Genomic DNA, 26,342 nt, shown 5'->3' with positions numbered 1-26,342 from the left:
GGAGGTAGGCCACAATTTTGGCTTTTCAAAGCGGTCCGAATTTTAAATTTCGGTAATGATCCTCAGCCGCCGAAAGCGAGCGAGAGGCCCGCAATCGCCGTGAGCGCGCCAACCGTGCGGCTGGCGACCGAGCCGAAGCGGGCGATGCCGAGACCGAGGGCGATGCCGGCAAGGTGCAGGATGGCGGTGGCGATCATGAAGCCGATGCCGAATTGCAGCGCGCCCGCGCTGCCGAGTTCGCCGCCATGCGCATGGCCGTGGAAAAGCGCGAAAGCGCCGACAACGGCCGCGGCTGCTGCGGTGGGAAGCTTTGCCGCCATGGCGACCAGAAGGCCAAGGCCGATGACGGAGGCGAGAATGGCGGGTTCGACGAAGGGAAGGTCGATGCCGTAAACCGCCATCAGGAAGCCCACAGCCATGGTGCCGACGAAGGCGGCGGGCACGATCCACAGCGCCCTTCGGTCACTTTGCGCGACAGCAATCTGGGAGGCCCAGATGCCGACCGCCACCATCGCCAGAATATGATCCGCACCGAAGAAGGGGTGAGACACACCGGCCATGAAGGAGCCGTGTTCTTCCGGGTTCAAATGCGCGAAAGCGGGCAGGGTGGTAAGGCCGAGCGCGGCGGCTGCAAGGCTTAGTCTTTTCAGCATGGTTCCCTCTTAAGATTATCGCCGCTCACCTGCTGTCTTGGGGTTCCGCAGCGTGCGGCACTGCAATGAGACGCTGACGATATCGCGAAGACGAACGAGCTGTCCATGCGTCATCTGCCGGGGGTGCTGTTTATTGTTCGGGCGCGAACCTTGTCTTTTTTGCTCATTGCCTTACGTAACAAGTCGCACTATGTCCGAAGGGCATGCACGAATTTTGCTGGAGAGAGCCGTTGATGAACGAAGACGAAGACGACAAGAGCAAGGAACTGCCGATCGGCAAGGAAACGGAAGCGAATCTTTTCAAGTCGCGTTCGATCTTCATCTATGGTGGCATCACGCAGGAACTGGCGCAGAAGGTCTGCACGCAGCTCGTGGCCCTTGCCGCCGCCAGCGACGACGACATCCGCGTTTACGTCAATTCTCCGGGCGGTCATGTCGAATCGGGTGATTCCATCCACGACATGATCAAGTTCATCAAGCCGAAGGTTTACATCATCGGCACGGGCTGGGTCGCCTCCGCCGGCGCGCTGATCTATGTTTCGGTGCCGAAAGAACGTCGCCTTTGCCTGCCGAACACCCGCTTCCTGCTGCACCAACCCTCCGGCGGTACGCGCGGCATGGCGTCCGACATCGAAATCCAGGCCCGCGAAATCATCAAGATGAACCAGCGCCTGATCAAGATCTTCTCCAAGGCCACCGGCCAGAGCGAAGAAAAGATCGCCAAGGATATCGATCGCGATTACTGGCTCGGCGCGGAAGAGGCCAAGGACTATGGCCTCGTCGGCAAGATCGTCGAAAGCCAGTCGGAACTCTGAGTTCCGGATTTTCAGTCGAGAAAGCCCGTATCGGTAAAAACCGATGCGGGCTTTTTCCTTTCGGGCCGTTGTTATTTCATCATATCGCAGGCCTTCATCATGTCGGCTTTCTTCATCTTGTCCATTTCCATACCGGCCTTGTGCATGCAGGCCTTCTTGCCGGTCACGGACATGCCATCTTTTTTCATCGTCTCCATTTTCATCGCGTCGGGCTTCATCGCGTCGGGCTTCATGGCGTCGGTCTTCATGCCGTCGGCATGGGCGATGCCCGTGAGGGAAACAGTAGAGAGCAGGGAGGCGGCGGCAACGGCGGTGAAAATGCGGGTCATGAAGGGTCTCCTCTGGACGTTATCGAATGTCCGCCGGCATCATGTCGGGGATCACGATTGTCCATTCGGGAGAAATGGACGGTCGTTACAGCTTCACACGTTTGTGACAACATCTTCGGGCGAGATTTTTCAAACCACCGTGTAACAATATGCTGCCGACCGCGAATAACCCGATAGTGACAATGACAGGCAGCCTTTCAGAAGACACTTTAAAGACGCTGATGCTGCGTTCCCTCGACGGGGACGAAGGCGCCTACAGGCATTTGCTTCATGCCCTGCGCCGGCTGCTGACTGCTTACTACGGTCGGCGCATGGGCGCCGCTTCAAGGGCAGAAGTGGAAGATCTTGTGCAGGAAACGCTATTGTCGCTGCATGCGAAGCGGGCGACCTATGATCGCTCAAGACCGTTCACGGCCTGGTTTTTTTCGATAGCGCGCTACAAGCTCATCGATCACTATCGCGGCAGGGGCGCGCGCATGCGGGGGGAGGTGGAGCTGGATGGGACCCTGGAGGCGGATTGGTCTGTCGACGCCGTCACCGCGCGGATGGATATCGAACGGTTGCTCGAGGATTTGCCGGAGCGGCAACGCGAGCTCATTCGCAGCGTGAAGCTTGAAGGGCAGTCCATTGCCGAAGCGGCAAAAAAAACCGGCCAGACCGAGCTTGCGGCACGAGTCGGCATTCACAGGACATTAAAAACCCTGGCGGCGAAGTTGCGAGGCGACACGTGAAGAAGACGGAAGATATTATCGAGCGACTGGCAGCAGATCTCAGGCCCGTTCCGGCTTTTGCGCTCGAGCGTCGGCTGGCCTTTGCAGCCCTGCCGGCGCTTGGCGTTTCACTTCTGCTGATGTTCATCATTTTGGGACCGCGCGGCGATATGCGGGATGCGGTGAGCGAGCCAGCTTTCTGGGTGAAGTCTTTCTACAATGCCCTGCTGGCGATGGTCGCTTTTTTCGCGGTCAGGCGTCTTGCCCGGCCGGAGGGAGAAAGAAGCTGCCTGTTTGTCGGGATCGCGGTGATCGTTTCGGCAATGGCGGTGATGGCCTTCGTGCAGCTGGGATTTGCCCTGCCTGAAGCCTACCGCAGGCTCATCCTGGGTTCTTCAGCCCTGCATTGCCCGCTCTTGATCGTCGCCTTTTCTGTTCCGGTGTTTTTTGCGAATTTTGCCGCTCTCAAACGATCTGCTCCTGCCGATCCCGCCCTGGCAGGTTTTGCTGCGGGACTTGCGGCCGGAGCGGCCGGAGCCTGGGTCTATTCCTGGTTCTGCAGCGAAAACGGCCTGGCCTTCGTGCTGATCTGGTATTCGCTGGGTATTCTCCTCACCGGTCTGATCGGGGCCTTCGCCGGTTCACGTCTTCTCCGCTGGTGAAGGCAGGTTTCCTGTTGTGTCGTGTCCGCTCATGCCGGCGCTGTGGGCTGTCGGGGGCCGGCACGATCCTTATCGTGTGTTACTGACCGAGGTTTGCCGGCACTGCGAAGGCTGCAAACTGGGTGAACTGCTTGCCCGGGTTGAAATTATCGTCCGAGGCGATGACAAAGAGCTGTTTGTCATTCACGACCGGTCCAAAAGCAAGGCTTTCGATATTGTCTATGTCGAGGCCGAAGTCGCCTTCCTTGATTTCGAACCATGCCGATTTGGAAACGGCGGCCACGGATGCCGGATCGATCCTGTCCTTGCCGAGAATATTCTCGGCGCGGGAGAGGTCGACGACGAAGAAGCGGATATGGTTGCCGACCCCGGAGGCGAAATTGCGCTCGGCGGCGACGAGGCGGCCGTCCGGCAGGGCCGCAAGAGCGGAGAGGCCATTGTCATTGTATTTCGGCTCGGCGGCTGTCGGTGTGTTGGAGATCGCCTCCGTCACATAGACATGTTCAGCGACCGGCTTCAGGGTCGCGGTATCGATGACGAGAATACGGGCCGGGCTGCCCGCCTGCGGCGTCGCCTTCGGACCATCCTGAGTGAGCGCATTTTCGGTGGCGGCGATCAGTCTGCCAGGTGTCAACGTCAGGCCTTCGAAGCCAAGATTGTTTTGCACGCCCCTGGTCTTCGCGTCATCGATGAGATAGGCGTCGGGCAGCTCTAGCCGTTTGACATCGCTTCCATCGAGGTTTGACACATAAATCGCCGGCTGGTTTTTCAGGTCGCGTTCCGAAGACCAATAGAGCTTGCCGCCCTTGCGGTCGAGTGTGATGCCTTCCGCGTCGATGCCTTTGGGAGCGAAGGCCGCGCCGGTCTCATCCTTCAATTCATGCATGGCGGCGATATTGAGGGTGGCGACGCCTTCCGACACCGCCAGTTCCAGCTCGTAATAACGGGCCGGGCCCTTTTCCACGCGGTCGTCGGAAATTGCGAGATAACGCCCGGTTTCGCTGTCGAAAGCGAGATCGGAGAGTCCGCCGAAGGTGACTCCATCGATGGAGAGGCCAGAGGGAACGACGATCTGGCCCAGAAAGGCCGGCTGCGGCAGGGTCTGGGCAGCCGCCGGAAGGGCTGCAAAACCCAGGGCTGCAATGGTGACGATACGATACATGAAGCTCCCTCCTGTGGCGGATGATCCGTTGCGATGCAGGGAGGATTAGCGTGCTGCCGCTAAACTTTGATGACGTTTTCCATGCCGGCGTACCCGAAGTCCGGCGGTTCATCTTGCCAAGCCCCGTCTTTTTTGATCCTGAATATAGCCATGCTTCATCCAGAGCGTGCTGCTATCTTCAGATTCGCGCTTCACGCTTCAAATTTGTTCGTGTCCGTCGCCAGTGCAGATCGCTGCGGTTTCTTGCGACGGGCAGCAGGCCGCAGAGTGCTTCATGCTGAGAGATTTTTCCGTCCAGAGCCTGTTCATGGGCTGCCTCACCGCCTTTGTCGGTTTCGCCAGTTCCTTTGCCGTCGTGCTGCAGGGCCTCAAAGCCGTGGGCGCGACCGATTTCGAGGCCGCGTCGGGACTGATGGCGCTTTCGGTGGCGATGGGGCTTTGCGCCATCGTTCTTTCCGTCGCCACCCGGCTGCCGGTCAGCATTGCATGGTCGACGCCGGGCGCCGCACTTCTGGCCACGACGGGCGTGATCGAGGGCGGTTTTCCTGCGGCTGTCGGCGGCTTCATTGTCTGCGCCGTCCTGATCATCGTTGCCGGCCTGTTCAAGCCGCTCGGTCGGGCGGTTGCCTCCATTCCGGCGCCACTCGCCAATGCCATGCTGTCGGGTGTCATCATCGGCCTGTGTTTCGCCCCGATCAAGGCGATCGGCTTCAACCCGGCGCTTGGCCTGCCGATCATTCTGGCGTGGATTGTCGTGGGGGCTTTCAGGCGGCTGTTTGCAGTACCTGCGGCCCTTGCCGCCTTCGTGCTGGTGATGATTTTCGGCGTCGATATTCCGGCGGGTGCGTTCGATAGCGTCGCGCAATCGCTGACGCCGCCGATGGAATGGGTAACGCCCGTCTTCAGCCTGCATGCCGTCGTCTCCATCGCGCTGCCGCTCTTCATTGTCACCATGGCCTCGCAGAATATTCCCGGCATTGCGGTGCTGAAGGTCAATCACTACGACCCGCAGCCCGGCCCGCTTTTCGCCGCGACCGGCTTCTTCTCGCTGCTTTCCGCGCCCTTTGGCGGCCATGCGGTCAATCTTGCGGCAATAACGGCGGCGATGTGCGCGGGCGAGGATGCCCATCCTGATCCAAAGCGGCGCTATTGGGCGGCGATCATCGGCGGTGTCGGCTATATTATTTTCGGTCTGCTAGCCGGCGTGGTCACGGCCTTCGTGGCGCTTGCGCCGCCTATCCTCATTCAGGCGGTGGCGGGGCTGGCGCTGGTCGGCGCTTTTTCCGGCTCCGCGGTCGCCGCGTTCAAGGACCCCGAAACCCGCGAGGCTGCGGCCATCACTTTCCTCATCACGGCCTCCGGCCTCTCCTTCGGCGGCGTTTCCGGTGCTTTCTGGGGCTTGATCGGCGGCGGGTTGATGATGGCGTTGCAACGGTTGGTAAGGCGTGTTTAGATAGTGGAAATGGTATAGTTTTTATATTATATTCTCATGGAATTCGAATTTGATCCGGCCAAGAGCGCTGGCAATAAAGACAAGCACGGGATTGATTTTGTCGATGCTCAGGCGTTGTGGCACGACAAATTCGGTTTGACCGTTACCGCGCTGGGCGTCGGTGAAGAGCGGTTTGCGCTCATCGCTCTTCTCGGCGGCAAATTATGGCTCGCAGTGCATACGCTGCGGGATGGGCGTATTCGAATCATTTCCGTTCGGCGCGCCCGTGAGTTAGAGAGGCATCATTATGAAGACAATAAGCGCAGAAGAATTCGACAGAATGGCTGATGATGGCGAGGACATCGGTGAGTATCTCGACTGGACAACGGCGCGGCATCTGAATATCGAGCCCAAACGTGTCAACATCGATTTTCCGACGTGGGTCGTCAACGACCTGGACAATGAGGCTCGGAGACTTGGGGTGACCCGGCAGTCGCTTGTCAAATTGTGGATCGCGGAAAGGCTTGAGATCGGCCGACACGCAAAATAGGCCTGCACCGCACAAGATCACTTGTCAGACCGCCAGCCGCTGTTTATACACATCGCCATGAGCAACAGCATCGTAACCATTTCCGGCATGAGCGCGCAGATTTCTGCGAAGGCCTCGCCGTGCGGTGCACTCTCGCTTCTTAGCCTCGACCTTACACGCGGTTGCCGGGTCCAGTGAGGAGCGCCCGGCGGCCGAAAGCCCGCTGGTGCAAACGCTCCTCATCTCGAAATCTCATTTTATACTGGATTTAGGCCCTCAGGGGCCGCGCATCCGCCGATGGCTTCAGACGCCCGCGGACCGCGCAAGGAGGAAGCGATATGGACGGCAAGATCACTAACATTTCCAAGGGCATGAGCGACGCGAGCGTGAAGTATCGCCCTTACCCGACCATCAACATCCCCGACCGCACCTGGCCTTCCAAGACGATCACCAAGGCGCCGATCTGGTGTTCGGTGGACCTGCGCGACGGTAATCAGTCGCTGGTCAACCCAATGGGTCACGACCGCAAGGCCCGCATGTTCAAGCTGCTGCTCGAAATGGGTTTCAAGGAAATCGAGATCGGTTTCCCTTCCGCGTCGCAGACGGATTTCGATTTCGCCCGCTGGTGCGTGGAAGAGGGCAATGTGCCCGATGACGTCTCGTTGCAGGTTTTGGTGCAATGCCGCCCGGAACTGATCACCCGCACGTTCGAAGCGCTGGAAGGCGCCAACAAGCCGATCATCCATTTCTACAATTCGACATCGGAACTGCAGCGCCGCGTGGTGTTCGGCAAGGATGTGCACGGTATCAAGCAGATCGCGGTCGATGCGGCCAAGATGATCACCGATATGGCTGCGAAAGCCGGTGGTGGCTACCGCTTCGAATATTCGCCTGAGAGCTTTACCGGCACAGAGCTGGAAGTGGCGCTGGAAATCTGCAACGCCGTCGTCGAGGTTGTGAAGCCGACGGCCGACAACAAGCTGATCCTCAACCTGCCATCGACGGTGGAAATGGCGACGCCGAATATCTATGCCGACCAGATCGAATGGATGTGCCGCAATATCGACAATCGCGAAAACGTCATCATCTCGCTCCATCCGCACAATGACCGCGGCACGGGCATTGCGGCGACCGAGTTGGGCCTGATGGCGGGTGCGGACCGCGTTGAAGGCACGCTGTTCGGCAATGGTGAGCGCACCGGCAATGTCGATGTCGTGACGCTGGCGCTGAACATGTATACGCAGGGTGTGGACCCTGAGCTGGACTGCCGCGATATCGAGCGCATCAAGGCGGTCTATGAATATTCCAACGAGATGACGATCCCCGAGCGCCACCCTTACGTAGGCGAACTGGTCTACACGGCGTTTTCCGGCTCGCATCAGGACGCCATCAACAAGGGCATGAAGGCTATCAAGGTCGCCAATCATCCCGTCTGGGAAGTGCCCTATCTGCCGATCGATCCAAAGGATGTGGGACGCTCCTACGAGGCGATCATCCGCATCAACTCGCAATCCGGCAAGGGTGGCATCGCCTATATCCTCCAGCAGGATTACGGCATCAACCTGCCGCGCAATTTGCAGGTGGAGTTCCGCGAGGATATCCAGCGCATCACCGATGAAGAGGGTGTCGAGCTGCCGGCCAAGCGCATCTATGAGCGCTTTATCGAGCGCTACGTGACGCAGCCGAATGCGCGCCTCAAATTCGTCGATCACCACACCTATCCGGCCGGCGATTTCAAGGGCGTGCGCATCGTTGCCGCCGAGATCACCGACAATGGTGAGGTGAAGCGCATTGAAGGCAAGGGGACCGGTCCGATCGACGGGTTCATCAATGCGCTGTCGGTTTATCTCGGCATTGATCTCTCGGTGAATGATTATTCCGAGCACTCGCTGCAGCACGGCTCGAATGCCTCGGCCATCGCTTATGTCGAGATGGAACATCCGGGCGGCAAGCTGTTCGGGGCAGGGGTGAATACGAATATCGTGGCGGCTTCGCTGGAAGCGATCGTTTCTGCGGCCAACCGAGTGTTGGAAGAGCGGGTGAAGTAAGGCTTGCATTGAGGGTGGGGCAAAGCACCCCCCTCTGCCCTGCCGGGCATCTCCCCCTCAAGGGGGGAGATCAGCAGGAAGCACTAACATAGCCTCGTTTGCCAAGGTCGAGATGACCGAAAGATCGCCACGAGTCGATCTCCCCCCTTGAGGGGGAGATGTCCGGCAGGACAGAGGGGGGTAAGCTGCACGCGCTAAGGTTTACTCCTCCGGGCTCTGCTCCGCAGGCCGCGAAAACCCCAGCGGCCGCCCGTTTTCATAAAATACCCTGATATCCTCAAGCGCGACACCGGTTGCCGTCTCATTGAGGCTGTGCCGCTCGCAGGTCACGTTCCAGGTGCCGGGACCGCCGGAGATGTTGAAGAGATTATAGGCCGCGCGCGGTTTTTCTCCACCGGGCCCCTGGCTGGCAGAGGCGATGCCGACCACGGGAATGTGGTCTTCACCATGGTGCGTGTTCAGCCAATAGACTGTGTTCAAATGTGTATGGCCATGCAGCACGAGCTCCGCACCGCCGACGCCAAGCGCCGCGGCGAAACGGCGTATGCCGATCATGCGCTTGTGCGTTGGGGCGGCGCCACGGATCGGCGGGTGATGGATCATCACGACGCGGAACAGCCCCTGTTCCCCGGCTTTTTTCAACAGTTCCGCCGTGGCGCGCGCCTGCCGGTTGCCGAAATAGCCGGTGGCCGAGAAAGGTGGCGTCGCAATCGATGTGGAGCAGCCGATCAGCGCGATGGGGCCGCGCACGCGCATATAGGGGAATATCTTGCGGTCGTCGTCCCACTCGGCAGGGTCGCCATCGCCACGAACATAGGGGTACCAGGCCTGCATGGCCTTGTCATGCGCGCCGGACACATAGGCGTCGTGATTGCCGGGAACGACGGAGGTCTTTTCGGGGTCACCCACCTCTTCCAGCCAGTCGGCGGCGGCGCGAATTTCAATGCCGGTCGCAAGATTGACGAGATCGCCGGTGATAGCCAGATGATCCGGTGATTTTGTCTCCAGATCGTCCAGCAGCTTTTCCAGCGTATCGGTGAAGAGATGCTTGCGGCGGTTGCGATGCCAGTTGACGAAACCGGTGATACGCTTGGATGCAAGTTCGCGAAAAGTGAGTTTTGGAAGTGGCCCCAAATGGACGTCTGAAATATGCGCAAGTTTGAACATGGCGGCAGAGATAACCTATGATATGCCGCACGTCCAACAAAAGCCGGCAGGCGGGGAGAAACAGGGTGAATGACGAGACAACCGGGCGGCAGGCCCGTCCGTTCCATATGCGCGTCTTCATTCGTTTGCTGCATTTCGTTTTTCTGTTCACGCGCGGCGCAACTCTTGGCGTGCGTGCCGCCTGCTATGATGGAACCGGCAGGATTTTCCTCGTCCGCCACACCTATCTGCCGGGCTGGTATCTGCCGGGTGGAGGGGTGGAGCGGGGTGAAACCCTGCTCGCGGCGCTTCACAAGGAAATTCGGGAGGAAGGCAATCTCGAAGCCACGTCAAAGCCTGAGCTTTTCCATGTTTATCTCAATCTGGAAGGCAGCAATCGCGACCATGTCGCGCTTTATCGGCTTGAGGTTACCCAGACCAAGCCGAAAAAGCCGGATCATGAAATTGCCGAAAGCGGCTTTTTCGATCTTTCAAATCTGCCCGAAGGGGTGACGGCCGCAACCCGTCGCCGCCTTGCAGAACTTGCCGGCGAGGCGGCACTCGCCGATCACTGGTAGCAGTGTCCACCCTCGTCAGGAAAGCGAGTCGCGGCCATGCGCCTTTGTCAGGTCCAGCTCGGGGCCGATGGGCACGATGCCTGTCGGGTTAATGGTGCGGTGGCTGCGGTAATAATGTTCCTTGATATGGCGCATATCGACCGTGTCAGGCACGCCCGGCGTCTGGTAAAGATCGCGCAGGTAACCCGTGAGGTGCGGATAGTCGTGGATGCGGCGGATATTGCACTTGAAATGGCCGACATAGACGGGGTCGAACCGAACCAGCGTGGTGAACAGGCGCCAGTCCGCTTCCGTCTGCTCCGAACCGAACAGGAAACGGCGGTGCTTCAGCCGGTCTTCCAGCATGTCCAGCGTTTCGAAGACTTTGACCGCATTCTGCTGATAGGCATCCTGCGCTGTGGCAAAGCCAGCCTTGTAGACGCCATTATTGACGGTGTCGTAAATCACGTCGTTCAACGCGTCTATTTCGGCGCGCAACGTCTCGGGATAATAATCGGTCTGCGAGCCGGTGAGGTCGTTGAAGGCGGAGTTGAACATGCGGATGATTTCCGCCGATTCGTTGGAAACGATGGTGCCGCGCTTCTTATCCCAGAGCACCGGCACGGTCACGCGGCCGGAATATTTGGGATCCGCTTTGGTGTAGACCTGCCAGAGCGCGGATGAACCGAAGAGGTGATCCTCGGTCGCACCTGGCGTCCGCTCACCTTCAGGCTTAAATTCCCAGCCGTTTTCCAGCATCAAAGGGTCGACAACCGAGACCGAAACAAGCTCTTCCAACTTTTTCAGCTTGCGAAAAATCAGGGTTCGGTGCGCCCAGGGGCAGGCGAAGGAGACATAGAGGTGGTAACGGTCCTTCTCCGCCGCGAAGCCGCCTTCTCCTGAAGGGCCGGGTGCGCCATCCGCCGTTATCCAGTTGCGAAATTGCGAGGCGCTGCGCTTGAAATGCCCCTTGGTTTCCTTGGTGTCGTACCAGACGTCTTTCCATACGCCTTCCACCAGCATGCCCATGACGATCTCCTTGATTGTTTCCTTGGCGGCAATCCTACCCGTTTCACTCGTTGTCGCGAACCCGCAAGGCATTGAACAATGCGTTTCCGTGCTGCAGAGCTGGAATGGGGCGGCGACGAGATTTGTTCTGGACGGGTCGTTATTTTCCTGATAATTGCGATTTTCACAAATCTGAGGAAATTTTTGATTATGATCGAACTACGGATGCTCCGACGACGCTGACGCTCCTGAACGCCCTAACCGGCGCAGCCGTCATCTATTGTCGCATCCGCATTCTGGAAGTTTCGGTCTCTTCATGTCCAAGCACGATCTTGTCTACCTCACCGAGGACGCGTCGCACGACGCCATCATCGAAGTCATCAACGAAGAAGCATTTGGCCCCGGCCGGCACACCCGTGCGGCAGCGCGCATTCGCGAGCAGGGTCCGCATGACCGGTCGCTCTCCTTCGTCTGCGCCGACGATGGCGAGACGATTGCCTCGGTGCGCATGACGCCGGTTCTGGCAGGCAATGTGAAGGGTCATATGCTTGGCCCGCTTGCGGTTCGGCCCTCTCACAAGAACAAGGGCATCGGCCGGGAACTCGTCCGGATCGCCATTGCGGCGGCAAGGCGCAAGGGCTCCGAAGCCGTGATACTGATCGGCGATCCGCCCTATTACATGCCGCTCGGGTTCGAGAAGATCGCTTATGCGGCGCTTGATTTTCCGGGGCCGGTTGATCCGAACCGGGTGCTGGTCGTGCCGCTTGGCAATGACGTGCACCAGCGGCTGAAGGGCAATATCGGCTGGCGCAAATGCGAGGCCGTGATGCCGGCTGCGACAGTGGAAGATGAGGGTTTCGAGGCGCCTCTTCGGGTTTACGGGTGACGGGGTATCCGAAGAGCTTTTTGCTTCTTAGCGCAACACAAGCCCCGTCATTCCGGCCTTGAGCCGGAATGCAGCCAGGCCAAGTCTTTGGGCTGAAAAGGACTCTTCCCACAGCGCAGACGCGCCGTGACTGGATCCCGGCTCGAGGCCGGGATGACGGAAGGGGCGTTGCGCGCTATGGCAGACATCGAGACTGCCGTGCACATCTTTTCGTCTGGTAAAATCTTCTTCCGGTAGCCTGTTTCGAAACAACGAGTCTCCCTCCACAGAATTCAATTCCGTTTCCTCCCCCCATACGATAGCAAGTGAAAGTCGGTTTTTGCGAAGGGACGAGGCATGACGGCAATCACCATGAATGATGCGCTGGAGCGCGCGGGCGCAGGCGCCTATCAGCGCAGGCTGATGGGCATATTCGGCCTCGTCTGGGCGGCGGATGCCATGCAGGTTCTGGCCGTCGGTTTCACTGCGGCCTCCATTGCCGCAACCTTTGGGCTGACGGTGCCGCAGGCGCTGCAGACCGGAACAGCGTTCTTTTTCGGTATGTTGCTGGGTGCTGCGGGTTTCGGACGGCTGGCGGACCGTTATGGCCGTCGCCGGGTGCTGATCGTCACGGTGGCCTGTGATGCCCTGTTCGGCGTGCTTTCGATATTCTCGCCGGATTTCACCATTCTGCTTGTCCTGCGCTTTCTCACCGGGGCCGCCGTGGGCGGCACGCTGCCGGTGGATTATGCGATGATGGCGGAATTCCTGCCCGCCAGGAATCGTGGGCGCTGGCTCGTCTTTCTGGAAGGTTTCTGGGCTGTCGGGACGCTGATCGTGGCGCTTGCAGCCTGGGGTGCCAGCCTTGCCGGTGTTGCCGATGCCTGGCGATATATCTTTGCCGTAACCGCGTTCCCGGCTGTCCTCGGCCTTGGCCTTCGCTTTCTCGTGCCGGAATCGCCGCTTTATCTCCTGCGCACGGGTCGGTCGGAGGAAGCAAAGGCCGTCGTCAACCGTATGCTGGTCACGAATGGCCGCGCTCCGCTCGATGCCGGGGCAGGGCTTTTCCAGCCTGAAGTGTCCAAGGGGCAGGGGATATTTTCACCGGCGCTGCGCCAACGCAGCATCATGATCCTCGCCATCTGGTTTCTCGTCTCCGTTTCCTATTACGGTGTCTTCACCTGGATGCCGGCGAAGCTGGCGGGAGATGGCTTCGGCTTCGTGCGCGGTTATGGTTTCCTTGTGCTGGTGGCGCTGGCACAGATCCCCGGTTACGCGCTTGCGGCCTATGGTGTCGAAAAGTGGGGTCGCAAGCCGACGCTGATCGGCTTCTGCCTGCTCTCCGCGCTCGGATGCCTGCTTTTCACGCTTGCTTCCGGCGGTGCGATGATTGCCGCCTCGCTTCTCATCATGAGCTTTGCGTTGCTCGGCACCTGGGGCGCTCTCTATGCATTCACGCCGGAACTTTACCCGACGGAATCACGGGCAACCGGCATGGGTGCCGCAGGGGCGATGGCGCGGCTTGGGGGCCTGCTGGCGCCGTCACTCCTCGGTTATGCCATTGCGCAGGGTTTTGGTGTCGCGATCGGCATATTTGCCGGGCTGCTGGTACTGGCCGCCATTGCGGCGACGATGATCAATGCGGAAACGCGCCAGGTGGCGCTGACATAGGGTGTCGGTGCGGGACGATGGCCTGACCCTTGAGGATCAGGCCATTCGGTTCGGCTTTATAGCGTCGTGTAATTCACCGGCAGCCAATCATAATTGGTGCTGTCGGTGCGCACATGACCGATGCCGGGGAAGGCGATATGCGCGCCTGCCACCAGATATTTGCCTTCCACCGCCTGTTTAAATGCCAGATCACGCGTGGCGACGGCTGCCTTCTGATCGACGTCGAATGCGACGGCGACATCAGGTTCATCGAACTGGAGGATATCGCCATGGGTAATATCGCCCCAGAAGACGATTTTCTGGCCGTTGCTTTCGAGAACGATGCCGCTGTGGCCCGGTGTGTGGCCGGCGTAAAGTACTGAGCCGAGACCCGGAACCGGCGCGGCATTGTCGCCGAACGTCTCGAACTTGCCGGCATCGATATAGGGCTGGATGCTTTCTTTGGCTTCGGCATAGCCCTTCTTCAGCGCCTCCGGTGCTGCCTTGGCCTTCGCCTCATCGAGCCAGAAAGCGGCTTCGCGCTTGTTCACGCGCAGGGTCGCGTTGGCGAAGACGCGCTTGCCATCCGCGGAGAGACCCCCGGAATGATCGGTATGGATATGGGTGAGAACGACGTCATCTATCTCATCCGCTTTGTAGCCCGAGGCTTCGATATTGGCGACGAGCCTGCCGAGGCTTGGGCCAAGATAGGAGCCGGTGCCGGCATCGATCAGCACCAGCCTGTCACCAGTGTTGACGAGAAACGCATTGACGGACGTAGGCGTCTCTTCCGGAAGGAACGCATCCTGAAGCGCCTTCGTCGCATGTTCCGGTGTGGTGTTGGTGTAAATTTTGGCAAGCGGCAGCGCAATGACCCCGTCCGAAAGCGCAGTAACTTCCACCTTGCCGACCATCAGCCGGTAGAAGCCGGGCGCCTGCGTGGCGACAAGCGGTGCCTTCGCAAATGCGACGGTGGGCGCAACAAAGGGGGTGGCGATGAGGGCGCTGGCGGCGCCTTTGAGAAGTGAGCGACGTGATGGCATTGAAGGCTCCTGGGTTTAGGAATGTCTTGAAACTTTCCGATCTCCAGTTAAGTGTAGGCAGGTTAGCAATCAAATCGATGTGACTTATGCAAACTATCGATCATTTCAATCTCCGTTCCTTCGACCTCAATCTCCTCGTCGCTTTCGATGCGATGATGGAAGAGATGAACGTCACGCGCGCGGCACGGCGGCTGAAAATCCAGCAACCTGCCATGAGCCATAATATCTCCACCCTGCGCACACTGTTTCAGGATGAGCTGTTCATTCGCGTGGGGCAGGAAATGAAGCCGACGGCGCGGGCGCTCAATCTGGCGGGGCCGGTGCGGCAGGCGCTGAGACAAGCGCAGGCGGCGGTGCTGACGGCTGATGTGTTCGATCCGGCGACCGAGCGGCGGACGTTCCGGCTCGGCATGTCCAGTGAGGTGGAGCTGCTGCTTTTGCCGGATCTGTCCGCGCGGCTGCGCGAGATCGCACCCGGTATCCGTATCCTTGCGCGCAACGGGCAACAGCAGGAAATCACCGCTATGCTGGATACAGGCGTGATCGACATGGCTGTCGGATGCACCTATTCGAAGGAACAGCGGCACCATTGCGAACCGCTTTATTCTTCCAGCGTGCTCTGCTGCTTCAACCCGGCTCTGCTCGATCTGCCCAATCCCGTTGGACTGGACGCCTATCTGTCGGCCAAGCACGCGGTCATATCACAGACCGACAGTCTGCATGGCTGTATCAAGGACGCGCTGGAACTGACCGGACTGGAAATCGACGTCGTCGCCGCTGCGCCGGATTTTCTTTCCGTGCTGGCAACGGCGCGCTCCTCAGCCGTGCTGGCGACCGTGTCTTCGCGCATTGCTCAGCGTTATGCGCCCATGCTGGGACTGGAAGTGAGCCCGGTGCCGGTGACGTTGAATTTCCCGCCTGTTGCCATGGTCTGGACATTGCAGACCGATGCGGATGCGGGAGCCGTGTGGCTGCGTCAACAGATTCGCGACACCATGGGACGCACGGTCGACAGCGAGGTGTCGGGCATCGCCGCCTGAAATTTGCGTGGCCGGCGCTCTAGAACCGTTTCTCCAGCCAGGTGATGGATTGGCCGCTGGAGAGTGGCCCAAGCGAGCCGATCTTGGTGAAACCGTACCGCTCGTAAGTCCTCAGCGCATCCGGGTTCATCGTGTCGATATAGGCGCCCATACAGCCGCGCTTTTTCGCCTCGTCTTCGGCCATGGCCAGAAGTTTCGAGGCCGTGCCTTGTCCGCGCATCGTCTCCGGCACGAAAAGAAGCTGCACATAAAGCCAGCCGCGGGCGGTGTGGCCCACCAGACCGCCGGTGACCTCATTGTCGTCATTGCGGATGGTGATGATAATGTCGCGTTTGTCGCTTTCGCCGAAACGAGCAAGATTATAGGCCACCAGGGGATCGCGGATGGCTTTTTCGGCCTCTGGATCGGCGGCATCGCTTAAAACGAAATTCATGTTCATCTTCCCCGGCCGCCGGGCGGTGGCCGTTTCCCGTTTACGCGCCGAGACGAGGGGAAGGCTCCACGATCTTTGCTGGAACGACCTTACCTGCCTTCACGCCACCATAGAGCGGAGAAGGCAAGCAGCAACGCGCCTAGCCCGGCGAAACCTGCAAAGAGCGGCAGGGTGTTGACGCCTTTCAGCACCGTCTCGTCGGTCATGCGTATCAGCATGCGATCCTCATCGGCAACCCTGATATCGCCACGAACCGGCAAAATATCCGGCAGTGTGACCCGGCCGGAATTATCGGCGACACGGTGCACGCTGCCTTTGGTGGCATCTGCCAGCGGCTTCAGCGTTTCGGTCGTTGAAATCATCGCCTTGAATTCGGGTGCGTCCACTGCGCCAACATGGACGAGGGTGGTGAAATCGCCGTTCTTGATTTCGAACAGGCCGGTCTCATCCATGCGGCGTTCGATCCTGTAGAGACCGGGCTCGCTGCTGGTGAAAGCCATGTTTTCGGTTTTGCCGGAAGGGAAACGCACGCTGGCCTGACCGGGATCGTCGCCGATGGTCTGACGGGTGATCTGCAGGGTGCGGCCGTTGGCGCGTGCCGTCAGCGCCTCTTCCTCAAGCTCGGGTTCTTTCATCAGCCAGTGGGCGATGCGGCGGTAAAGCGCCACATGCGGGCCGCCGCCCTCATAACCACGCGCCCAGAGCCAACCCTGATCGGACAGCAGCATGGCGACACGGCCTTCACCCTGGCGGTTGAGCACCAGCAGCGGGTCCTGACCATCGCCCAGCATCACGGTCTGGCCCTGCGGCGGGTCGACGCTGATGGTGCGGAACCAGCGGCCCCATTGCGGCGGCTCATTGCCCGATCCCTCTAGCCCGCGGGTGACCGGGTGTTTCTTGCCCGCTTCCGAAAGACGCGGATAGAAGGCAGCCTGATGCACCTGACCGGTCGGCTGCGCCGGCAGCACGGAGGCCAGAGGCGTCATGGCGATCGAATCCTGACCGGCATGCTCCGGCCCGGCGGCAATCAAAAGTGCGCCGCCTTTTTCGACATATTGGGCGATGTAATCGTAATAGAGGATCGGCAGCACGCCGCGATGCTGGTAGCGATCGAAGATGATGAGATCGAAATCATTGATCTTCTCGACGAACAGCTCGCGGGTGGGGAAGGCGATCAGCGAGAGTTCGTTGATCGGCGTGCCGTCCTGCTTTTCCGGCGGACGCAGAATGGTGAAATGCACCAAATCGACCGAGGCGTCGGACTTCAGGAGGTTGCGCCATGCCCGCTCGCCGGCGTGCGGTTCGCCGGAGACGAGCAGCACGCGCAGGTTCTGACGGATGCCTTCGATCAGGTGAACGGCGCGGTTATTGGCAACAGTCACTTCGCCCGGGATTTCGGCGACGGAAAATTCCATGACATTGTTGCCGCCGCGTGGGACCTTGAAGCGGAACGGCGTCGGCTGACCGGGTGTCGCCTGTAGTGTGGCGATCTCTTCGCCATTCATCTTCACCGTCACCTCAGCTGCGCCACCGCCTGCCGGGCGTCCGTCATCGAAGACGCGCAGCGTCAGTTGCTGTTCCTCATTGACGATGCCGAAGCGCGGGGCGCGAACGATTTCGATACGGCGGTCGAACTCATCAGCCTTGCCCGTGATCAGGCCGTGCACGGGCGCGCGGAAGCCGAGCGCCTGCTCGGCGTTGGGCAGGGCATTGGGAATATCGTGAATCTGGCCATCGCTTAGGAAAATCGCGCCACCCACGCGGGAAGGCGACACATCGGAAACGGCGGAGGACAAGGCCGAAAAAAGCTGGGTCGAGGGCGAATCGCTCTCGCCATTGTCGCGCACTTCAACGATGCGCGGCTCGATGCGGGGGAAACGGGACAGCCGGTCTTTCAGCGCATTGAGCGCCGTATCCGTCATCTGCGGCCGGTCCTGCACGTCCTGGCTCTGCGAACGATCGACGATGACGGGGACGATGGTGGAAAGCGGCTCGCGCTCCTCCTGCGTCAAAAGCGGATTAGCGATGGCGGCAAGCAGGGCGGCGAGCGCGAGCCCGCGCAGCCATGCGCCACGCACGCCGCGCCACAGGCCGATGAAGGAAAGGAGAAGTGCTGCGACGGCCAGAACGGCGATCACGATCCATGGCAGGAAGGGGGCGAAGGTCAATGTCATGTCACTGCCCCAACCGTTCGAGAAGTGCCGGAACATGGACCTGATCGGCCTTGTAGTTGCCGGTCAGCATATACATCATGATGTTGACGCCGGAGCGGAAGGCATGTTCGCGCTGCATCTCGTCAGGCGGAACGGTGGGCAGAACCGGTGCGCCCTGCGCATCGACGGCCCATGCGCCAGCGAAATCATTGCCTGTAATCATGATCGGCGTCACGCCGTCCCCGGAGGAGGAGAGGCCGGAGGTGGTCTTGGCGGCACCCTGACGCGATTCCACCCAGAGCGGCGAGCCATTGTAACGGCCGGGGAAATTGGTGAGCAGGTAGAAGGAACGCGTCAGGACGTGATCCTCCGGCACGGGCTCCAGCGGCGGAATATCGATATTGGCGAGGATCGCCTGCAAACGCTCGCCATTGGCGCTGGTCGCGCCGGTATCGAGCGAGGAGAACTGGTCGCGTGTATCGAACAACACCGTGCCGCCGGCGCGCATATAGGCGTCGATGCGCGAGATGGCGGCGCTGGACGGCATGGGCGCAGAGGCCGAAACCGGCCAGTAGATGATTGGGTAGAAGGACAATTCATCCTTGGAAATATCAAGGCCGACAGGCTGGCCGGGCTCCAGCGTCGTGCGCCAGGTCAGGAATTCGCTCAAACCCTGCAAACCCTGTTCTGAAATGCGGTCGACATCGTCTTCGCCGGTGCGGACATAAGCAAGATGGGTGGTGTCCAGCCGCTCGAATATCTGCTCGTCGCCGGGTTTGGGATCGTCGGCACGGGCATCGGTTGGCGACACCGCGGCAAAGGCACCAAGCGCCAGCAGCATTGTGGCCACTGTGGCGCTTCTGGCTTTCGGCAGGCGGGCGAAGGCGCCGTTCATGAAGAGCACGATCAGGCTGTCGGCGATCAGCATCAGGAAGGCAGCGATGAAGAGGGTGGGACGCAGCGATTTCGCCGTCTCGCCGATCAGCGCTTCACTTGACGTGCTGACACCGGCGGCAGAGGTATCGAGCGGGCGCAGCGTCGCACCCGCCGGCAGGAGATTGAGAGCCACGAAACCGTCCTCTGTGCCGTAAAGGCCGGGGGGATTGTCGAAGCCGGTGCGCGGAAGCTGGCCCGCGCGCATTTCTAGCGGCCGGGCAGTGCCGATTTCGGCAGATAGCGCGCCTTCCGCCGTCAGCAGCCGGAAGGGTGGTAGAGCGGCGGCCGGGGCATTGGCGGAAGCCGAAGCGCCGCCCGCCTTGGACAATTGCACGATACGGCGAAGCATATCGACGAAGTGGCCTGATATCGGCAGGTCGGACCAGCTGGCCTCGGCGCTGACATGGAACAGCACGATGCGGCCCGCCTCGACGTTGCGGGTGGTGACGAGCGGCGTGCCATCGGCGAGGCTTGCCCAGGTGCGTTCGGCGAGGTCCGGTGTCGGCTCGGCCAGAACCTGACGTTTGACGAGAATGCCATCGGCCTTCGGCATGCCGGCGAAAGCGCCGAATGCAGGGAAATCGGCAAGCGGTTGCGGTTCAGCCCAGGAGAGTGCGCCGCCGAGCGCGCGTTCGCCCTGTCTCAGCGTCACCGGCACCAGCGGGTCGTCGGCGGGGGCTGCGGCAAGGCGCGGCCCGGCGAAGCGGATCAACGTGCCGCCGCCCGCAAGCCATTTTTGCATCGGCTCATAGGTTTCCTGCGGCAGGCGGCCGATATCGGCCATGACAATGACGGAGGGGTTGGATTGCAGGATTTCCGGGATGGCCTGCGCCAGATCGGCCTGCCGCTGCGGAATGAGATCGACGAAGGGCTGAAGTGCGCGGCTGATGTAATAAAGCGGTTGCAGCAGCGGCTGGAAGTCGTTGCCGGTTTCGCCTGCCAGCAGCGCCACGCGGCGGCGGCGGAAGCCGTCATCGAGAAGATGCACTGCACCCGCCGTGGAAACACCTTCAAGGGAAAGACGGGCGAAATCGTTGCGCAATTCGAAGGGTGCTTCCACCGTTGCCGTTGTTTCAGCCTGGCCGGGGGCGAAGGTGGCGATGCCATTGGCGAGGATGCGGCCCTGGCTGTCCTGCGCGTTGACCGTCAACCGGGCAGCTTCCGCAGTATCGAGCCTTGAAAGCGAAACGCTCATGGCGTCGGCATTGTTGGTTGCGCCCGTTATCGCGGCAATGGCCTTGCCGTCGCCGCTGACGATACGGAATTCGGCTGGTGAAAGACTGGCCAGCGTTTTCAGGGCGCTTTCGTCCTGCGCCGTCTGCACGCCATCAGCGATATAGGCGAGGGTGCCGGGGGTCGTGCCGTTAAGCGCTTCGGTGATGGCTTCGGCCGTACGGACACGATCGGGCACGAGCGGCTTCGGTTTTGCCGCTGCCAGCTTTTCCAGGGCGACCGCTGTCGTTCCGGGCACGGCGTCGTGTTCGGCATCAGCTGTAAAAGCGATGGCGACGGGGCGCTCGGCACGCTCTGCATCCCCGATCAGGGCTTCCGCGGTCGCCACGCGCCGCTCCCAGTCGGGCGCAGACGCCCAGCTATTGTCAACCACAAGGACCAGCGGGCCGCTGCCGGCGATGCCGCTGTTGCGTGGATTTACCACGGGATCGGCGAGAGCAAGAATCACGGCGGCGGCAAGCGCCATGCGCAGCAAGGTGAGCCACCACGGGCTTTTCGACGGCGTTTCCTCGCGTTTCAACACCGTCGCCAGAATCTTCAGTGGCGGGAATACCTCCGCCTTGGGGCGCGGCGGGGTAAGCCGCAGCAGCCACCAGATGGCAGGCAGCGCCAGCAAGCCGAAGAGGATGTAGGGGCTGGTGAAGACGAAAGGCAATGCGCTCATCGGCGGCCACCGCCTTGCCCACCGCCCTGTGCCGGCGCGCCGGAAAGATACATGTGCATGGCCACCAATGCCTCGGAAGCGAGATGGTCGGTGCGGTGGAACACGAAGTTCCAGCCCAGCCGGCGAAGCGACGAGGAGAGTGCCTCGCGCCTTGCGAGATAGGCGCGGGTATAGTCTTCGCGAATGGTCTCGGCGCGGCCGGACACCAGTTTTTCGCCGGTTTCCGGATCGCTAAATTCGGTGCGGCCGGAATAGGGGAAGGTTTCTTCGGCCGGGTCGGCAATTTCCACCACGTGGCCGCGCAAGCCCCGCCGTGCAAGCGGTGAAATACGCTCCATCACGGCCTGTGCATCATCGAGAAAATCACCGATCAGCACGATGTCGCTCGCGCCACGGATCATGCCCGTTTCCGGCATGCCTTCGGTCGGCGGCGCATGCATGATCGCGGTGGCGAGCCGTTCGGCGGCATTCCGGGCCGAAACCGGTTCCATGATACCGGGGCAGCCGATGCGCTCGCCGGAGCGCGCGAGGATTTCCGCCAGCGCCAGCATCAGCACCAGGGCCCGGCTTTCCTTGGAAACGGAACCGAGGGTCGATTTGAACATCATCGACGGCGACATGTCGGCCCAGAGCCAGATGGTGTGGGCCGCTTCCCATTCGCGGTCACGAACATAGGTATGGTCGTCGCGGGCGGAGCGCCGCCAGTCGATGCGCGAGAGACTTTCGCCTTCGGCATAGGGGCGGAACTGCCAGAAATTTTCGCCGATGCCGCGCTTGCGGCGGCCATGCCAGCCAGCGGTGACGGTGTTGGCGATGCGCTTTGCCTCGACCATGCAGTCCGGCACCAGAGCGGCGCGCTGGCGCGCGCGCGCCAGAACTTCGCTACCCGGCGTCTTGTCTACGATCTGGCCGATGGATGCCACATGCAGTCCTTTCGCGAACGTCGCTTCAGTTCTTCGCCTGCTCCACGAGGGCAGCGATGACATCGCGCACCGACATGCCTTCGGCGCGGGCCGCAAAGGTCAGCGCCATGCGGTGTTCCAGCACCGGTTCGGCCAGCGCATAGACATCGTCAAGCGAGGGCGCGAGCCTGCCTTCGTAAAGCGCACGCGCACGGGCCGTCAGCATCAGCGACTGGCCGGCGCGCGGACCGGGACCCCAGGCAACGTTCTTATCGGTCAACTTGTTGCCGTGGCCGGGGCGGGCGGAACGGACCAGCGATAGAATGGCGTCCACCACCTTGTCGCTGACCGGCATCTGGCGGATGAGCGCCTGTATCTCCATCATGCGGGGCGCATCGATGACGCCGCGTGCTTCGCCCGAGGCGGTGCCCGTGGTGTCGAGCAGGATCTGGCGTTCGGCGGCAAGTTCGGGATAACCGACATCCACCTGCAGCAGGAAGCGGTCGAGCTGGGCTTCGGGCAGCGGATAGGTGCCCTCCTGTTCCAGCGGGTTCTGCGTTGCGAGAACGTGAAACGGCTTCGGCAGCTCATATGTCTGGCCAGCCATGGTGATGTGGTATTCCTGCATGGCCTGCAGCAGCGCGGACTGCGTGCGCGGGCTGGCGCGGTTGATTTCATCGGCCATCAGCAACTGTGCAAAAACCGGTCCCTTGATGAAGCGGAACGAGCGGCGGCCGTTTTCGTCCTGGTCCATGACTTCGGAACCGAGAATATCTGACGGCATCAGATCCGGGGTAAACTGGATGCGGTTGGCGTCGAGGCCGAGCACGGTGCCGAGTGTGGTGACGAGCTTGGTCTTGGCAAGGCCGGGAACGCCGACGAGAAGGGCGTGGCCGCCGGAGAGGATGGCGAGAAGCGTGTTCTGCACCACCTTTTCCTGGCCGAAGATAACCTTGGAGACTTCCGCGCGGATCGCCGCAATGTCGGACAGCGCCTTTTCGGCCGAGGCGATGATCGCCTTTTCATCGAGGGTTTCGCCGGTATTCATCACGCCCATGTCGCTCTCCTCATACCTTCGCCGCTGTCACATTTGAATTCCGGTTTTACTGGCCGCCAGCCGGAACGGATTTTGCGCTGCATATAGCTTATTGCTCTCTTGGCCGCTGACAAGCGCCATTCGAATGACTATGTCGTGACTTAGTATTTCCTTATCGGCAAAGCGAGACTCGAATATGGCAGCGGAGACGATAAATTCGGCTGATGATGCGGCTGGCCTTGCGGCGTTGATTTCCCGCGCCGCGGAACAGACCGGTGACGCCAGGCGCGGACCGGCCCCGGTGGAGCGCTGGAATCCACCCTTTTGCGGCGATCTCGACATGGAAATCCGCGCTGACGGCACCTGGTTCTACCTCGGCACGCCCATTGGCAGGGCGCCGCTGGTGCGGCTGTTTTCGACCGTTCTGCGCAAGGATGAGGATGGCAAAACCTATCTTGTAACTCCTGTGGAAAAAGTCGGGATCCGGGTCGTCGATGCGCCTTTCGTCGCCGTGGAAATGAAGGTGACGGTGGGCGAGGAGGATGGGGAGCCTGTGCTCACTTTCCGGACGAATGTTGGCGACGTGGTAGAGGCGGGGCGGGAGCATCCGCTGCGGTTTGAAATTTCGGGCAAAAACCGCGAGTTGAAGCCCTATCTTCTGGTCCGCGGCCGTCTGGAAGCGCTTGTCTCGCGAGCCGTGATGTACGACCTCGTCGCCCTCGGTGAAGTGATCGAGGTAAACGGCGTCGACATGTTCGCGGTGCGCTCGGGCGGCGTCGTTTTTCCAGTCATGCCCGCCAATGAACTGGAACGGCTTTCGCAATGACGATCACGACAATAGGCCTCAGGGCTTTTACTGCCAGCGACTTCCGCCGCCGGGTGCTGCAGGAGGGCGAGGGCGTGGCCGAGCGCGAAAATGGCGACCATGTCCTCAATCCGGGCGTGGTGCTGTCCGGGAACGGCATCAAGCTGAAAGACGCCGCCGTGCTGGTCCCGGTTATCGATGACGGCAATGATGCCCGGGTGATCTTCACCCAGCGCACCTCCACCTTACGCAAACATTCAGGTCAGATTTCCTTCCCGGGCGGCGGTATCGACGCCGAGGACCGCACGCCGGAAGAGGCAGCATTGCGCGAAGCGGAGGAGGAAATCGGTCTGTCCCGGTCCTTCGTGGAAACTGTGGGGCGATTGCCGGATTATATCTCCGGTACGGGTTTCCGGATAAAGCCGGTGCTGTCCGTTGTTCGGCCGGGCTTCGACCTCACGCTCAATCCGGCGGAAGTGGACGAAGTTTTCGAGGTGCCGCTGTCCTTTCTGATGAACCCTGAAAACCACGCGCGCGGTAGCCGCATCTTTCAGGGGAAGGAGCGGTTTTTCTATGAAATGCCCTATGGCGAACGCTACATTTGGGGCATTACGGCGGGCATCGTCAGGACGATTTACGAAAGGTTTTATTCATGAACAGCCTTGCCGGCCAGGACTGGTTCGAAAAACCGGCGCTGAAGCGCATTTTCGCGCTTTTGAATGCCGGTGGCGGCGAGGTGCGGATCGTCGGCGGCGCGGTGCGCAACGCGCTGATGGGACTGCCGGTGGTTGATATCGACATGGCCACGACGCTGACCCCCGACGTGGTTGTTGCGCGGGCCAAGGCTGCGGGTATCAAGGCGGTGCCAACAGGCATCGAGCATGGCACGGTAACGCTGGTCATCGACGGTGAAGGTTTCGAGGTGACGACGCTGCGCCGCGATGTGGAGACCAATGGCCGCCACGCACAGGTGGCCTTCGGCACCGACTGGCAGACCGATGCCGAGCGGCGCGATCTCACCATCAATGCTCTTTATGCCGATGAAAAGGGCGAGATCATCGACCTTATCTACGGGTTGCCCGATATCGAAACCGGAACCGTGCGCTTCATCGGCGATGCGGCGACGCGAATTTCGGAAGATTATCTGCGGATTCTCCGCTTTTTCCGCTTTTTTGCCCATTATGGCTCTGGCCGCCCGGATGCCGATGGCTTGCGAGCCAGCGCACGGGCCAAGGACAGGCTGGCGACGCTTTCGGCCGAGCGGGTGTGGAGCGAGTTGAAAAAGCTGCTTTCGGCCCGCGATCCTTCCCGCGCCCTGCTCTGGATGCGGCAATCGGGCGTTCTAACGGAAATTCTTCCCGAAACCGAGAAGTGGGGTATCGACGCCATTCACGGTCTGGTCGCGACGGAGCAGGCTCTTGGCTGGGCGGTAGATCCAATGCTGCGCGTTGCCGCGATCGTGCCGCCGGATACGGAGAGGATGGCCTCTCTGGCCGCGCGGCTGAGGCTGTCGAAGGCAGAAGCTGCCTACCTTGCCCATTGGGCCTCGGCCCCGCCGGCAGATCCCGAACTGAAGGAGACGGCGCTCGACCGGCTGCTTTATCGTCAAGGTGTCGAAGGCGTGAAGACGCGGCTGAAACTCGCGCTTGCCTCCGCTCGTGCCGATATTTCGGCCGGCGAGACAGCCATGCAGAAGGTTGCGCGGTTTTCGACGCTGCTGGCGAGGGCGGAGAAATTCCAGAAGCCCGGATTTCCGTTAAGCGGTGCAGACGTGATGGCAGCGGGAGTCGCGGCCGGTCCGCAGGTCGGCGAGGTGCTGAAAAGCCTTGAGGAAAAGTGGATCGACGTCAATTTCTCGCTTGACCGGGCAGCGTTGACCGCCCGGCTTAAAGAGATGCTTCAGAACTGATATTGCCAGAGCGCTGACACTCCGGTCTAAGCCGCATTCGCCTCGTCGCGGATGCGGGCCTTGATGTTCTCGATCATATTTTCGCGGATAACGGTTTCGCCGTGGGCCGAGCGCATATGCTCCACCGTGCGGCGGACGACTTCAGCATCGTCATCTGCGCGTGTATGCCAGGCGCAGCCCGGCACGAGCGTTCCACATTCAAAAAGTCTCATGGTCTTGCCTCCCTGCTTCAGAAAAAGGCAGCATTGAAGTGACGTGCTGCCCTTCCGTTATGAAACAAAAGTCCGCCGCTTATGTTCCAAAGCGGCGTCCTTGAGCGCTGATACCGGACTTATTCGGGCATCGCCCAGCACTGGAAAACGGAGGACGTCCCGGCCGGCGGGATTTTTGTGCTGGGTCGTTCGTCGTTATCCGCGCGCTTCACGGCTTTTCCGGCGAGCGTGCGTTTCACCTGTTCGACATAAAAGGAATGCGGCAGTTCGCGATCGCCTGTTGAGCGCATTTCGGCGGCCAGGCGGTCAATCAACGCGGTGGTATCGATGGATTGCGATGCTCCCTCGGCGGAAGCAGAAATAGGCATGCTGTTCGAAGTAATCATGACGATAGCTCCTCCAGTACGTCT

Annotated in this window: 27 protein-coding genes; 14 read left to right on the top strand and 13 right to left on the bottom strand. The window is 60.7% G+C overall.

What is annotated here, in order from left to right:
* Nucleotides 1-62: 62 nt before the first annotated feature.
* On the bottom strand, nt 63-653 hold the full coding sequence (locus DOU54_RS12115; protein ID WP_004443023.1) for a HupE/UreJ family protein: 591 nt from the start codon (nt 651-653) through the stop codon (nt 63-65).
* A gap of 233 nt (nt 654-886) precedes the next feature.
* Here DOU54_RS12115 and DOU54_RS12110 point away from each other — a divergent pair, with 233 nt between their 5' ends.
* Nucleotides 887-1,468 carry an ATP-dependent Clp protease proteolytic subunit gene (locus DOU54_RS12110; RefSeq protein ID WP_003523060.1) on the top strand — a complete coding sequence of 194 codons (582 nt, stop codon included), beginning with the start codon at nt 887-889 and terminating at the stop codon, nt 1,466-1,468.
* 71 nt (nt 1,469-1,539) lie between these two features.
* Here the strand turns inward: DOU54_RS12110 and DOU54_RS12105 are convergent, their stop codons facing one another.
* Entirely contained in the window at nt 1,540-1,797 is a 258-nt protein-coding gene (locus tag DOU54_RS12105; RefSeq protein WP_113381236.1) for a pentapeptide MXKDX repeat protein, read from the bottom strand.
* A 182-nt stretch (nt 1,798-1,979) separates the two neighbouring features.
* Between DOU54_RS12105 and DOU54_RS12100 the strand changes: the two genes are divergently transcribed.
* Complete coding sequence (locus DOU54_RS12100; RefSeq protein WP_113381302.1) at nt 1,980-2,528, top strand: sigma-70 family RNA polymerase sigma factor; 549 nt, start codon at nt 1,980-1,982, stop codon at nt 2,526-2,528.
* Nucleotides 2,525-3,169 (top strand): NrsF family protein, encoded by a 645-nt coding sequence (locus DOU54_RS12095; RefSeq protein WP_034498755.1) that lies wholly within the window; start codon nt 2,525-2,527, stop codon nt 3,167-3,169. Before DOU54_RS12100 ends, DOU54_RS12095 begins: the two co-directional genes overlap by 4 nt.
* Before the next feature lie 79 nt (nt 3,170-3,248).
* Here the strand turns inward: DOU54_RS12095 and DOU54_RS12090 are convergent, their stop codons facing one another.
* On the bottom strand, nt 3,249-4,331 hold the full coding sequence (locus DOU54_RS12090) for an esterase-like activity of phytase family protein (protein WP_113381235.1): 1,083 nt from the start codon (nt 4,329-4,331) through the stop codon (nt 3,249-3,251).
* A 274-nt stretch (nt 4,332-4,605) separates the two neighbouring features.
* On the opposite strand from DOU54_RS12090, the gene DOU54_RS12085 reads away from it, so the two are divergent.
* The 4 genes from DOU54_RS12085 (at nt 4,606) to leuA (ending at nt 8,340) form a co-directional block, all read left to right on the top strand.
* Nucleotides 4,606-5,784, top strand: a complete 1,179-nt coding sequence (locus DOU54_RS12085) for a benzoate/H(+) symporter BenE family transporter (protein ID WP_113381234.1) — start codon at nt 4,606-4,608, stop codon at nt 5,782-5,784.
* A 36-nt stretch (nt 5,785-5,820) separates the two neighbouring features.
* On the top strand, nt 5,821-6,111 hold the full coding sequence (locus DOU54_RS12080; protein ID WP_004443015.1) for a BrnT family toxin: 291 nt from the start codon (nt 5,821-5,823) through the stop codon (nt 6,109-6,111).
* Nucleotides 6,071-6,313: a type II toxin-antitoxin system BrnA family antitoxin gene (brnA, locus tag DOU54_RS12075; protein WP_004443014.1), complete on the top strand. Its 243-nt coding sequence runs from the start codon at nt 6,071-6,073 to the stop codon at nt 6,311-6,313. The genes DOU54_RS12080 and brnA overlap by 41 nt, the downstream gene beginning before the upstream one ends.
* Before the next feature lie 317 nt (nt 6,314-6,630).
* Nucleotides 6,631-8,340 (top strand): 2-isopropylmalate synthase, encoded by a 1,710-nt coding sequence (gene leuA / locus DOU54_RS12070; RefSeq protein ID WP_113381233.1) that lies wholly within the window; start codon nt 6,631-6,633, stop codon nt 8,338-8,340.
* Nucleotides 8,341-8,541: 201 nt separating this feature from the next.
* Here leuA and DOU54_RS12060 read toward each other — a convergent pair whose 3' ends face one another.
* Nucleotides 8,542-9,507: a metallophosphoesterase family protein gene (locus tag DOU54_RS12060; RefSeq protein WP_004443010.1), complete on the bottom strand. Its 966-nt coding sequence runs from the start codon at nt 9,505-9,507 to the stop codon at nt 8,542-8,544.
* Between the two features lie 65 nt (nt 9,508-9,572).
* Between DOU54_RS12060 and DOU54_RS12055 the strand changes: the two genes are divergently transcribed.
* Nucleotides 9,573-10,064, top strand: a complete 492-nt coding sequence (locus DOU54_RS12055; protein ID WP_004443008.1) for an NUDIX domain-containing protein — start codon at nt 9,573-9,575, stop codon at nt 10,062-10,064.
* Between the two features lie 15 nt (nt 10,065-10,079).
* Here the strand turns inward: DOU54_RS12055 and DOU54_RS12050 are convergent, their stop codons facing one another.
* Nucleotides 10,080-11,072: a glutathione S-transferase family protein gene (locus tag DOU54_RS12050; RefSeq protein ID WP_113381301.1), complete on the bottom strand. Its 993-nt coding sequence runs from the start codon at nt 11,070-11,072 to the stop codon at nt 10,080-10,082.
* 295 nt (nt 11,073-11,367) lie between these two features.
* Here DOU54_RS12050 and DOU54_RS12045 point away from each other — a divergent pair, with 295 nt between their 5' ends.
* Both DOU54_RS12045 and DOU54_RS12040 read left to right on the top strand, forming a co-directional pair.
* Nucleotides 11,368-11,937 carry a GNAT family N-acetyltransferase gene (locus DOU54_RS12045; protein ID WP_113381232.1) on the top strand — a complete coding sequence of 190 codons (570 nt, stop codon included), beginning with the start codon at nt 11,368-11,370 and terminating at the stop codon, nt 11,935-11,937.
* 336 nt (nt 11,938-12,273) lie between these two features.
* Nucleotides 12,274-13,587, top strand: a complete 1,314-nt coding sequence (locus tag DOU54_RS12040; RefSeq protein WP_113381231.1) for an MFS transporter — start codon at nt 12,274-12,276, stop codon at nt 13,585-13,587.
* A gap of 56 nt (nt 13,588-13,643) precedes the next feature.
* Here DOU54_RS12040 and DOU54_RS12035 read toward each other — a convergent pair whose 3' ends face one another.
* Nucleotides 13,644-14,609 (bottom strand): MBL fold metallo-hydrolase, encoded by a 966-nt coding sequence (locus DOU54_RS12035; protein ID WP_113381230.1) that lies wholly within the window; start codon nt 14,607-14,609, stop codon nt 13,644-13,646.
* An 86-nt stretch (nt 14,610-14,695) separates the two neighbouring features.
* On the opposite strand from DOU54_RS12035, the gene DOU54_RS12030 reads away from it, so the two are divergent.
* Nucleotides 14,696-15,649, top strand: coding sequence for a LysR family transcriptional regulator (locus DOU54_RS12030; RefSeq protein WP_022556707.1), 954 nt, complete (start codon nt 14,696-14,698; stop codon nt 15,647-15,649).
* A gap of 19 nt (nt 15,650-15,668) precedes the next feature.
* On the opposite strand, the gene DOU54_RS12025 is transcribed toward DOU54_RS12030, so the two are convergent.
* The 5 genes from DOU54_RS12025 to DOU54_RS12005 all read right to left on the bottom strand — a co-directional run bounded on the left by DOU54_RS12025 (nt 15,669) and on the right by DOU54_RS12005 (nt 23,027).
* Nucleotides 15,669-16,082: a GNAT family N-acetyltransferase gene (locus DOU54_RS12025; protein WP_045532056.1), complete on the bottom strand. Its 414-nt coding sequence runs from the start codon at nt 16,080-16,082 to the stop codon at nt 15,669-15,671.
* A gap of 89 nt (nt 16,083-16,171) precedes the next feature.
* Nucleotides 16,172-18,256 (bottom strand): hypothetical protein, encoded by a 2,085-nt coding sequence (locus tag DOU54_RS12020; RefSeq protein WP_113731332.1) that lies wholly within the window; start codon nt 18,254-18,256, stop codon nt 16,172-16,174.
* Between the two features lies 1 nt (nt 18,257).
* On the bottom strand, nt 18,258-21,068 hold the full coding sequence (locus DOU54_RS12015) for a DUF4159 domain-containing protein (protein WP_113381228.1): 2,811 nt from the start codon (nt 21,066-21,068) through the stop codon (nt 18,258-18,260).
* The gene (locus DOU54_RS12010) at nt 21,065-21,991 is read right to left on the bottom strand and encodes a DUF58 domain-containing protein (protein WP_004442988.1); all 927 of its coding nucleotides are present in this window, start codon (nt 21,989-21,991) and stop codon (nt 21,065-21,067) included. The genes DOU54_RS12015 and DOU54_RS12010 overlap by 4 nt, the downstream gene beginning before the upstream one ends.
* A 25-nt stretch (nt 21,992-22,016) precedes the next feature.
* Nucleotides 22,017-23,027 carry an AAA family ATPase gene (locus DOU54_RS12005; protein ID WP_004442986.1) on the bottom strand — a complete coding sequence of 337 codons (1,011 nt, stop codon included), beginning with the start codon at nt 23,025-23,027 and terminating at the stop codon, nt 22,017-22,019.
* A gap of 175 nt (nt 23,028-23,202) precedes the next feature.
* On the opposite strand from DOU54_RS12005, the gene DOU54_RS12000 reads away from it, so the two are divergent.
* The 3 genes from DOU54_RS12000 to DOU54_RS11990 are packed head-to-tail and all read left to right on the top strand — an operon-like array spanning nt 23,203 to nt 25,720.
* The gene (locus DOU54_RS12000) at nt 23,203-23,832 is read left to right on the top strand and encodes a DUF1285 domain-containing protein (protein ID WP_113381227.1); all 630 of its coding nucleotides are present in this window, start codon (nt 23,203-23,205) and stop codon (nt 23,830-23,832) included.
* Nucleotides 23,829-24,467, top strand: coding sequence for a CoA pyrophosphatase (locus tag DOU54_RS11995; RefSeq protein ID WP_006699454.1), 639 nt, complete (start codon nt 23,829-23,831; stop codon nt 24,465-24,467). Before DOU54_RS12000 ends, DOU54_RS11995 begins: the two co-directional genes overlap by 4 nt.
* Complete coding sequence (locus DOU54_RS11990) at nt 24,464-25,720, top strand: CCA tRNA nucleotidyltransferase (RefSeq protein WP_113381226.1); 1,257 nt, start codon at nt 24,464-24,466, stop codon at nt 25,718-25,720. The genes DOU54_RS11995 and DOU54_RS11990 overlap by 4 nt, the downstream gene beginning before the upstream one ends.
* 26 nt (nt 25,721-25,746) lie before the next feature.
* On the opposite strand, the gene DOU54_RS11985 is transcribed toward DOU54_RS11990, so the two are convergent.
* Both DOU54_RS11985 and DOU54_RS11980 read right to left on the bottom strand, forming a co-directional pair.
* Nucleotides 25,747-25,932: a DUF1059 domain-containing protein gene (locus tag DOU54_RS11985; RefSeq protein ID WP_004442982.1), complete on the bottom strand. Its 186-nt coding sequence runs from the start codon at nt 25,930-25,932 to the stop codon at nt 25,747-25,749.
* A gap of 119 nt (nt 25,933-26,051) precedes the next feature.
* Nucleotides 26,052-26,318, bottom strand: a complete 267-nt coding sequence (locus DOU54_RS11980; RefSeq protein ID WP_004442981.1) for a hypothetical protein — start codon at nt 26,316-26,318, stop codon at nt 26,052-26,054.
* Between the last annotated feature and the right edge of the window lie 24 nt (nt 26,319-26,342).

Origin of the sequence: Agrobacterium sp. MS2 (assembly GCF_003261015.1) — a bacterium.
In the GTDB taxonomy this organism is placed as follows: Bacteria; Pseudomonadota; Alphaproteobacteria; order Rhizobiales; family Rhizobiaceae; genus Agrobacterium; species Agrobacterium pusense.
The sequence above is the reverse complement of the archived record's forward strand: the minus strand, read 5'-3'. Positions and strand labels throughout refer to the sequence as shown.

Coding starts and splice junctions, on each gene's coding strand:
- DOU54_RS11985 (WP_004442982.1), bottom strand. CDS start 25,932: ATGAGACTTTTTGAATGTGGAACGCTCGTGCCGGGCTGCGCCTGGCAT.
- DOU54_RS12035 (WP_113381230.1), bottom strand. CDS start 14,609: ATGCCATCACGTCGCTCACTTCTCAAAGGCGCCGCCAGCGCCCTCATC.
- DOU54_RS12110 (WP_003523060.1), top strand. CDS start 887: ATGAACGAAGACGAAGACGACAAGAGCAAGGAACTGCCGATCGGCAAG.
- DOU54_RS12025 (WP_045532056.1), bottom strand. CDS start 16,082: ATGAATTTCGTTTTAAGCGATGCCGCCGATCCAGAGGCCGAAAAAGCC.
- DOU54_RS12000 (WP_113381227.1), top strand. CDS start 23,203: ATGGCAGCGGAGACGATAAATTCGGCTGATGATGCGGCTGGCCTTGCG.
- DOU54_RS11990 (WP_113381226.1), top strand. CDS start 24,464: ATGAACAGCCTTGCCGGCCAGGACTGGTTCGAAAAACCGGCGCTGAAG.
- DOU54_RS12115 (WP_004443023.1), bottom strand. CDS start 653: ATGCTGAAAAGACTAAGCCTTGCAGCCGCCGCGCTCGGCCTTACCACC.
- brnA (WP_004443014.1), top strand. CDS start 6,071: ATGAAGACAATAAGCGCAGAAGAATTCGACAGAATGGCTGATGATGGC.
- leuA (WP_113381233.1), top strand. CDS start 6,631: ATGGACGGCAAGATCACTAACATTTCCAAGGGCATGAGCGACGCGAGC.
- DOU54_RS12105 (WP_113381236.1), bottom strand. CDS start 1,797: ATGACCCGCATTTTCACCGCCGTTGCCGCCGCCTCCCTGCTCTCTACT.
- DOU54_RS12045 (WP_113381232.1), top strand. CDS start 11,368: ATGTCCAAGCACGATCTTGTCTACCTCACCGAGGACGCGTCGCACGAC.
- DOU54_RS12080 (WP_004443015.1), top strand. CDS start 5,821: ATGGAATTCGAATTTGATCCGGCCAAGAGCGCTGGCAATAAAGACAAG.
- DOU54_RS12085 (WP_113381234.1), top strand. CDS start 4,606: ATGCTGAGAGATTTTTCCGTCCAGAGCCTGTTCATGGGCTGCCTCACC.
- DOU54_RS12100 (WP_113381302.1), top strand. CDS start 1,980: ATGACAGGCAGCCTTTCAGAAGACACTTTAAAGACGCTGATGCTGCGT.
- DOU54_RS12090 (WP_113381235.1), bottom strand. CDS start 4,331: ATGTATCGTATCGTCACCATTGCAGCCCTGGGTTTTGCAGCCCTTCCG.
- DOU54_RS11995 (WP_006699454.1), top strand. CDS start 23,829: ATGACGATCACGACAATAGGCCTCAGGGCTTTTACTGCCAGCGACTTC.
- DOU54_RS12015 (WP_113381228.1), bottom strand. CDS start 21,068: ATGAGCGCATTGCCTTTCGTCTTCACCAGCCCCTACATCCTCTTCGGC.
- DOU54_RS12060 (WP_004443010.1), bottom strand. CDS start 9,507: ATGTTCAAACTTGCGCATATTTCAGACGTCCATTTGGGGCCACTTCCA.
- DOU54_RS12030 (WP_022556707.1), top strand. CDS start 14,696: ATGCAAACTATCGATCATTTCAATCTCCGTTCCTTCGACCTCAATCTC.
- DOU54_RS11980 (WP_004442981.1), bottom strand. CDS start 26,318: ATGATTACTTCGAACAGCATGCCTATTTCTGCTTCCGCCGAGGGAGCA.
- DOU54_RS12005 (WP_004442986.1), bottom strand. CDS start 23,027: ATGGGCGTGATGAATACCGGCGAAACCCTCGATGAAAAGGCGATCATC.
- DOU54_RS12040 (WP_113381231.1), top strand. CDS start 12,274: ATGACGGCAATCACCATGAATGATGCGCTGGAGCGCGCGGGCGCAGGC.
- DOU54_RS12050 (WP_113381301.1), bottom strand. CDS start 11,072: ATGGGCATGCTGGTGGAAGGCGTATGGAAAGACGTCTGGTACGACACC.
- DOU54_RS12020 (WP_113731332.1), bottom strand. CDS start 18,256: ATGACATTGACCTTCGCCCCCTTCCTGCCATGGATCGTGATCGCCGTT.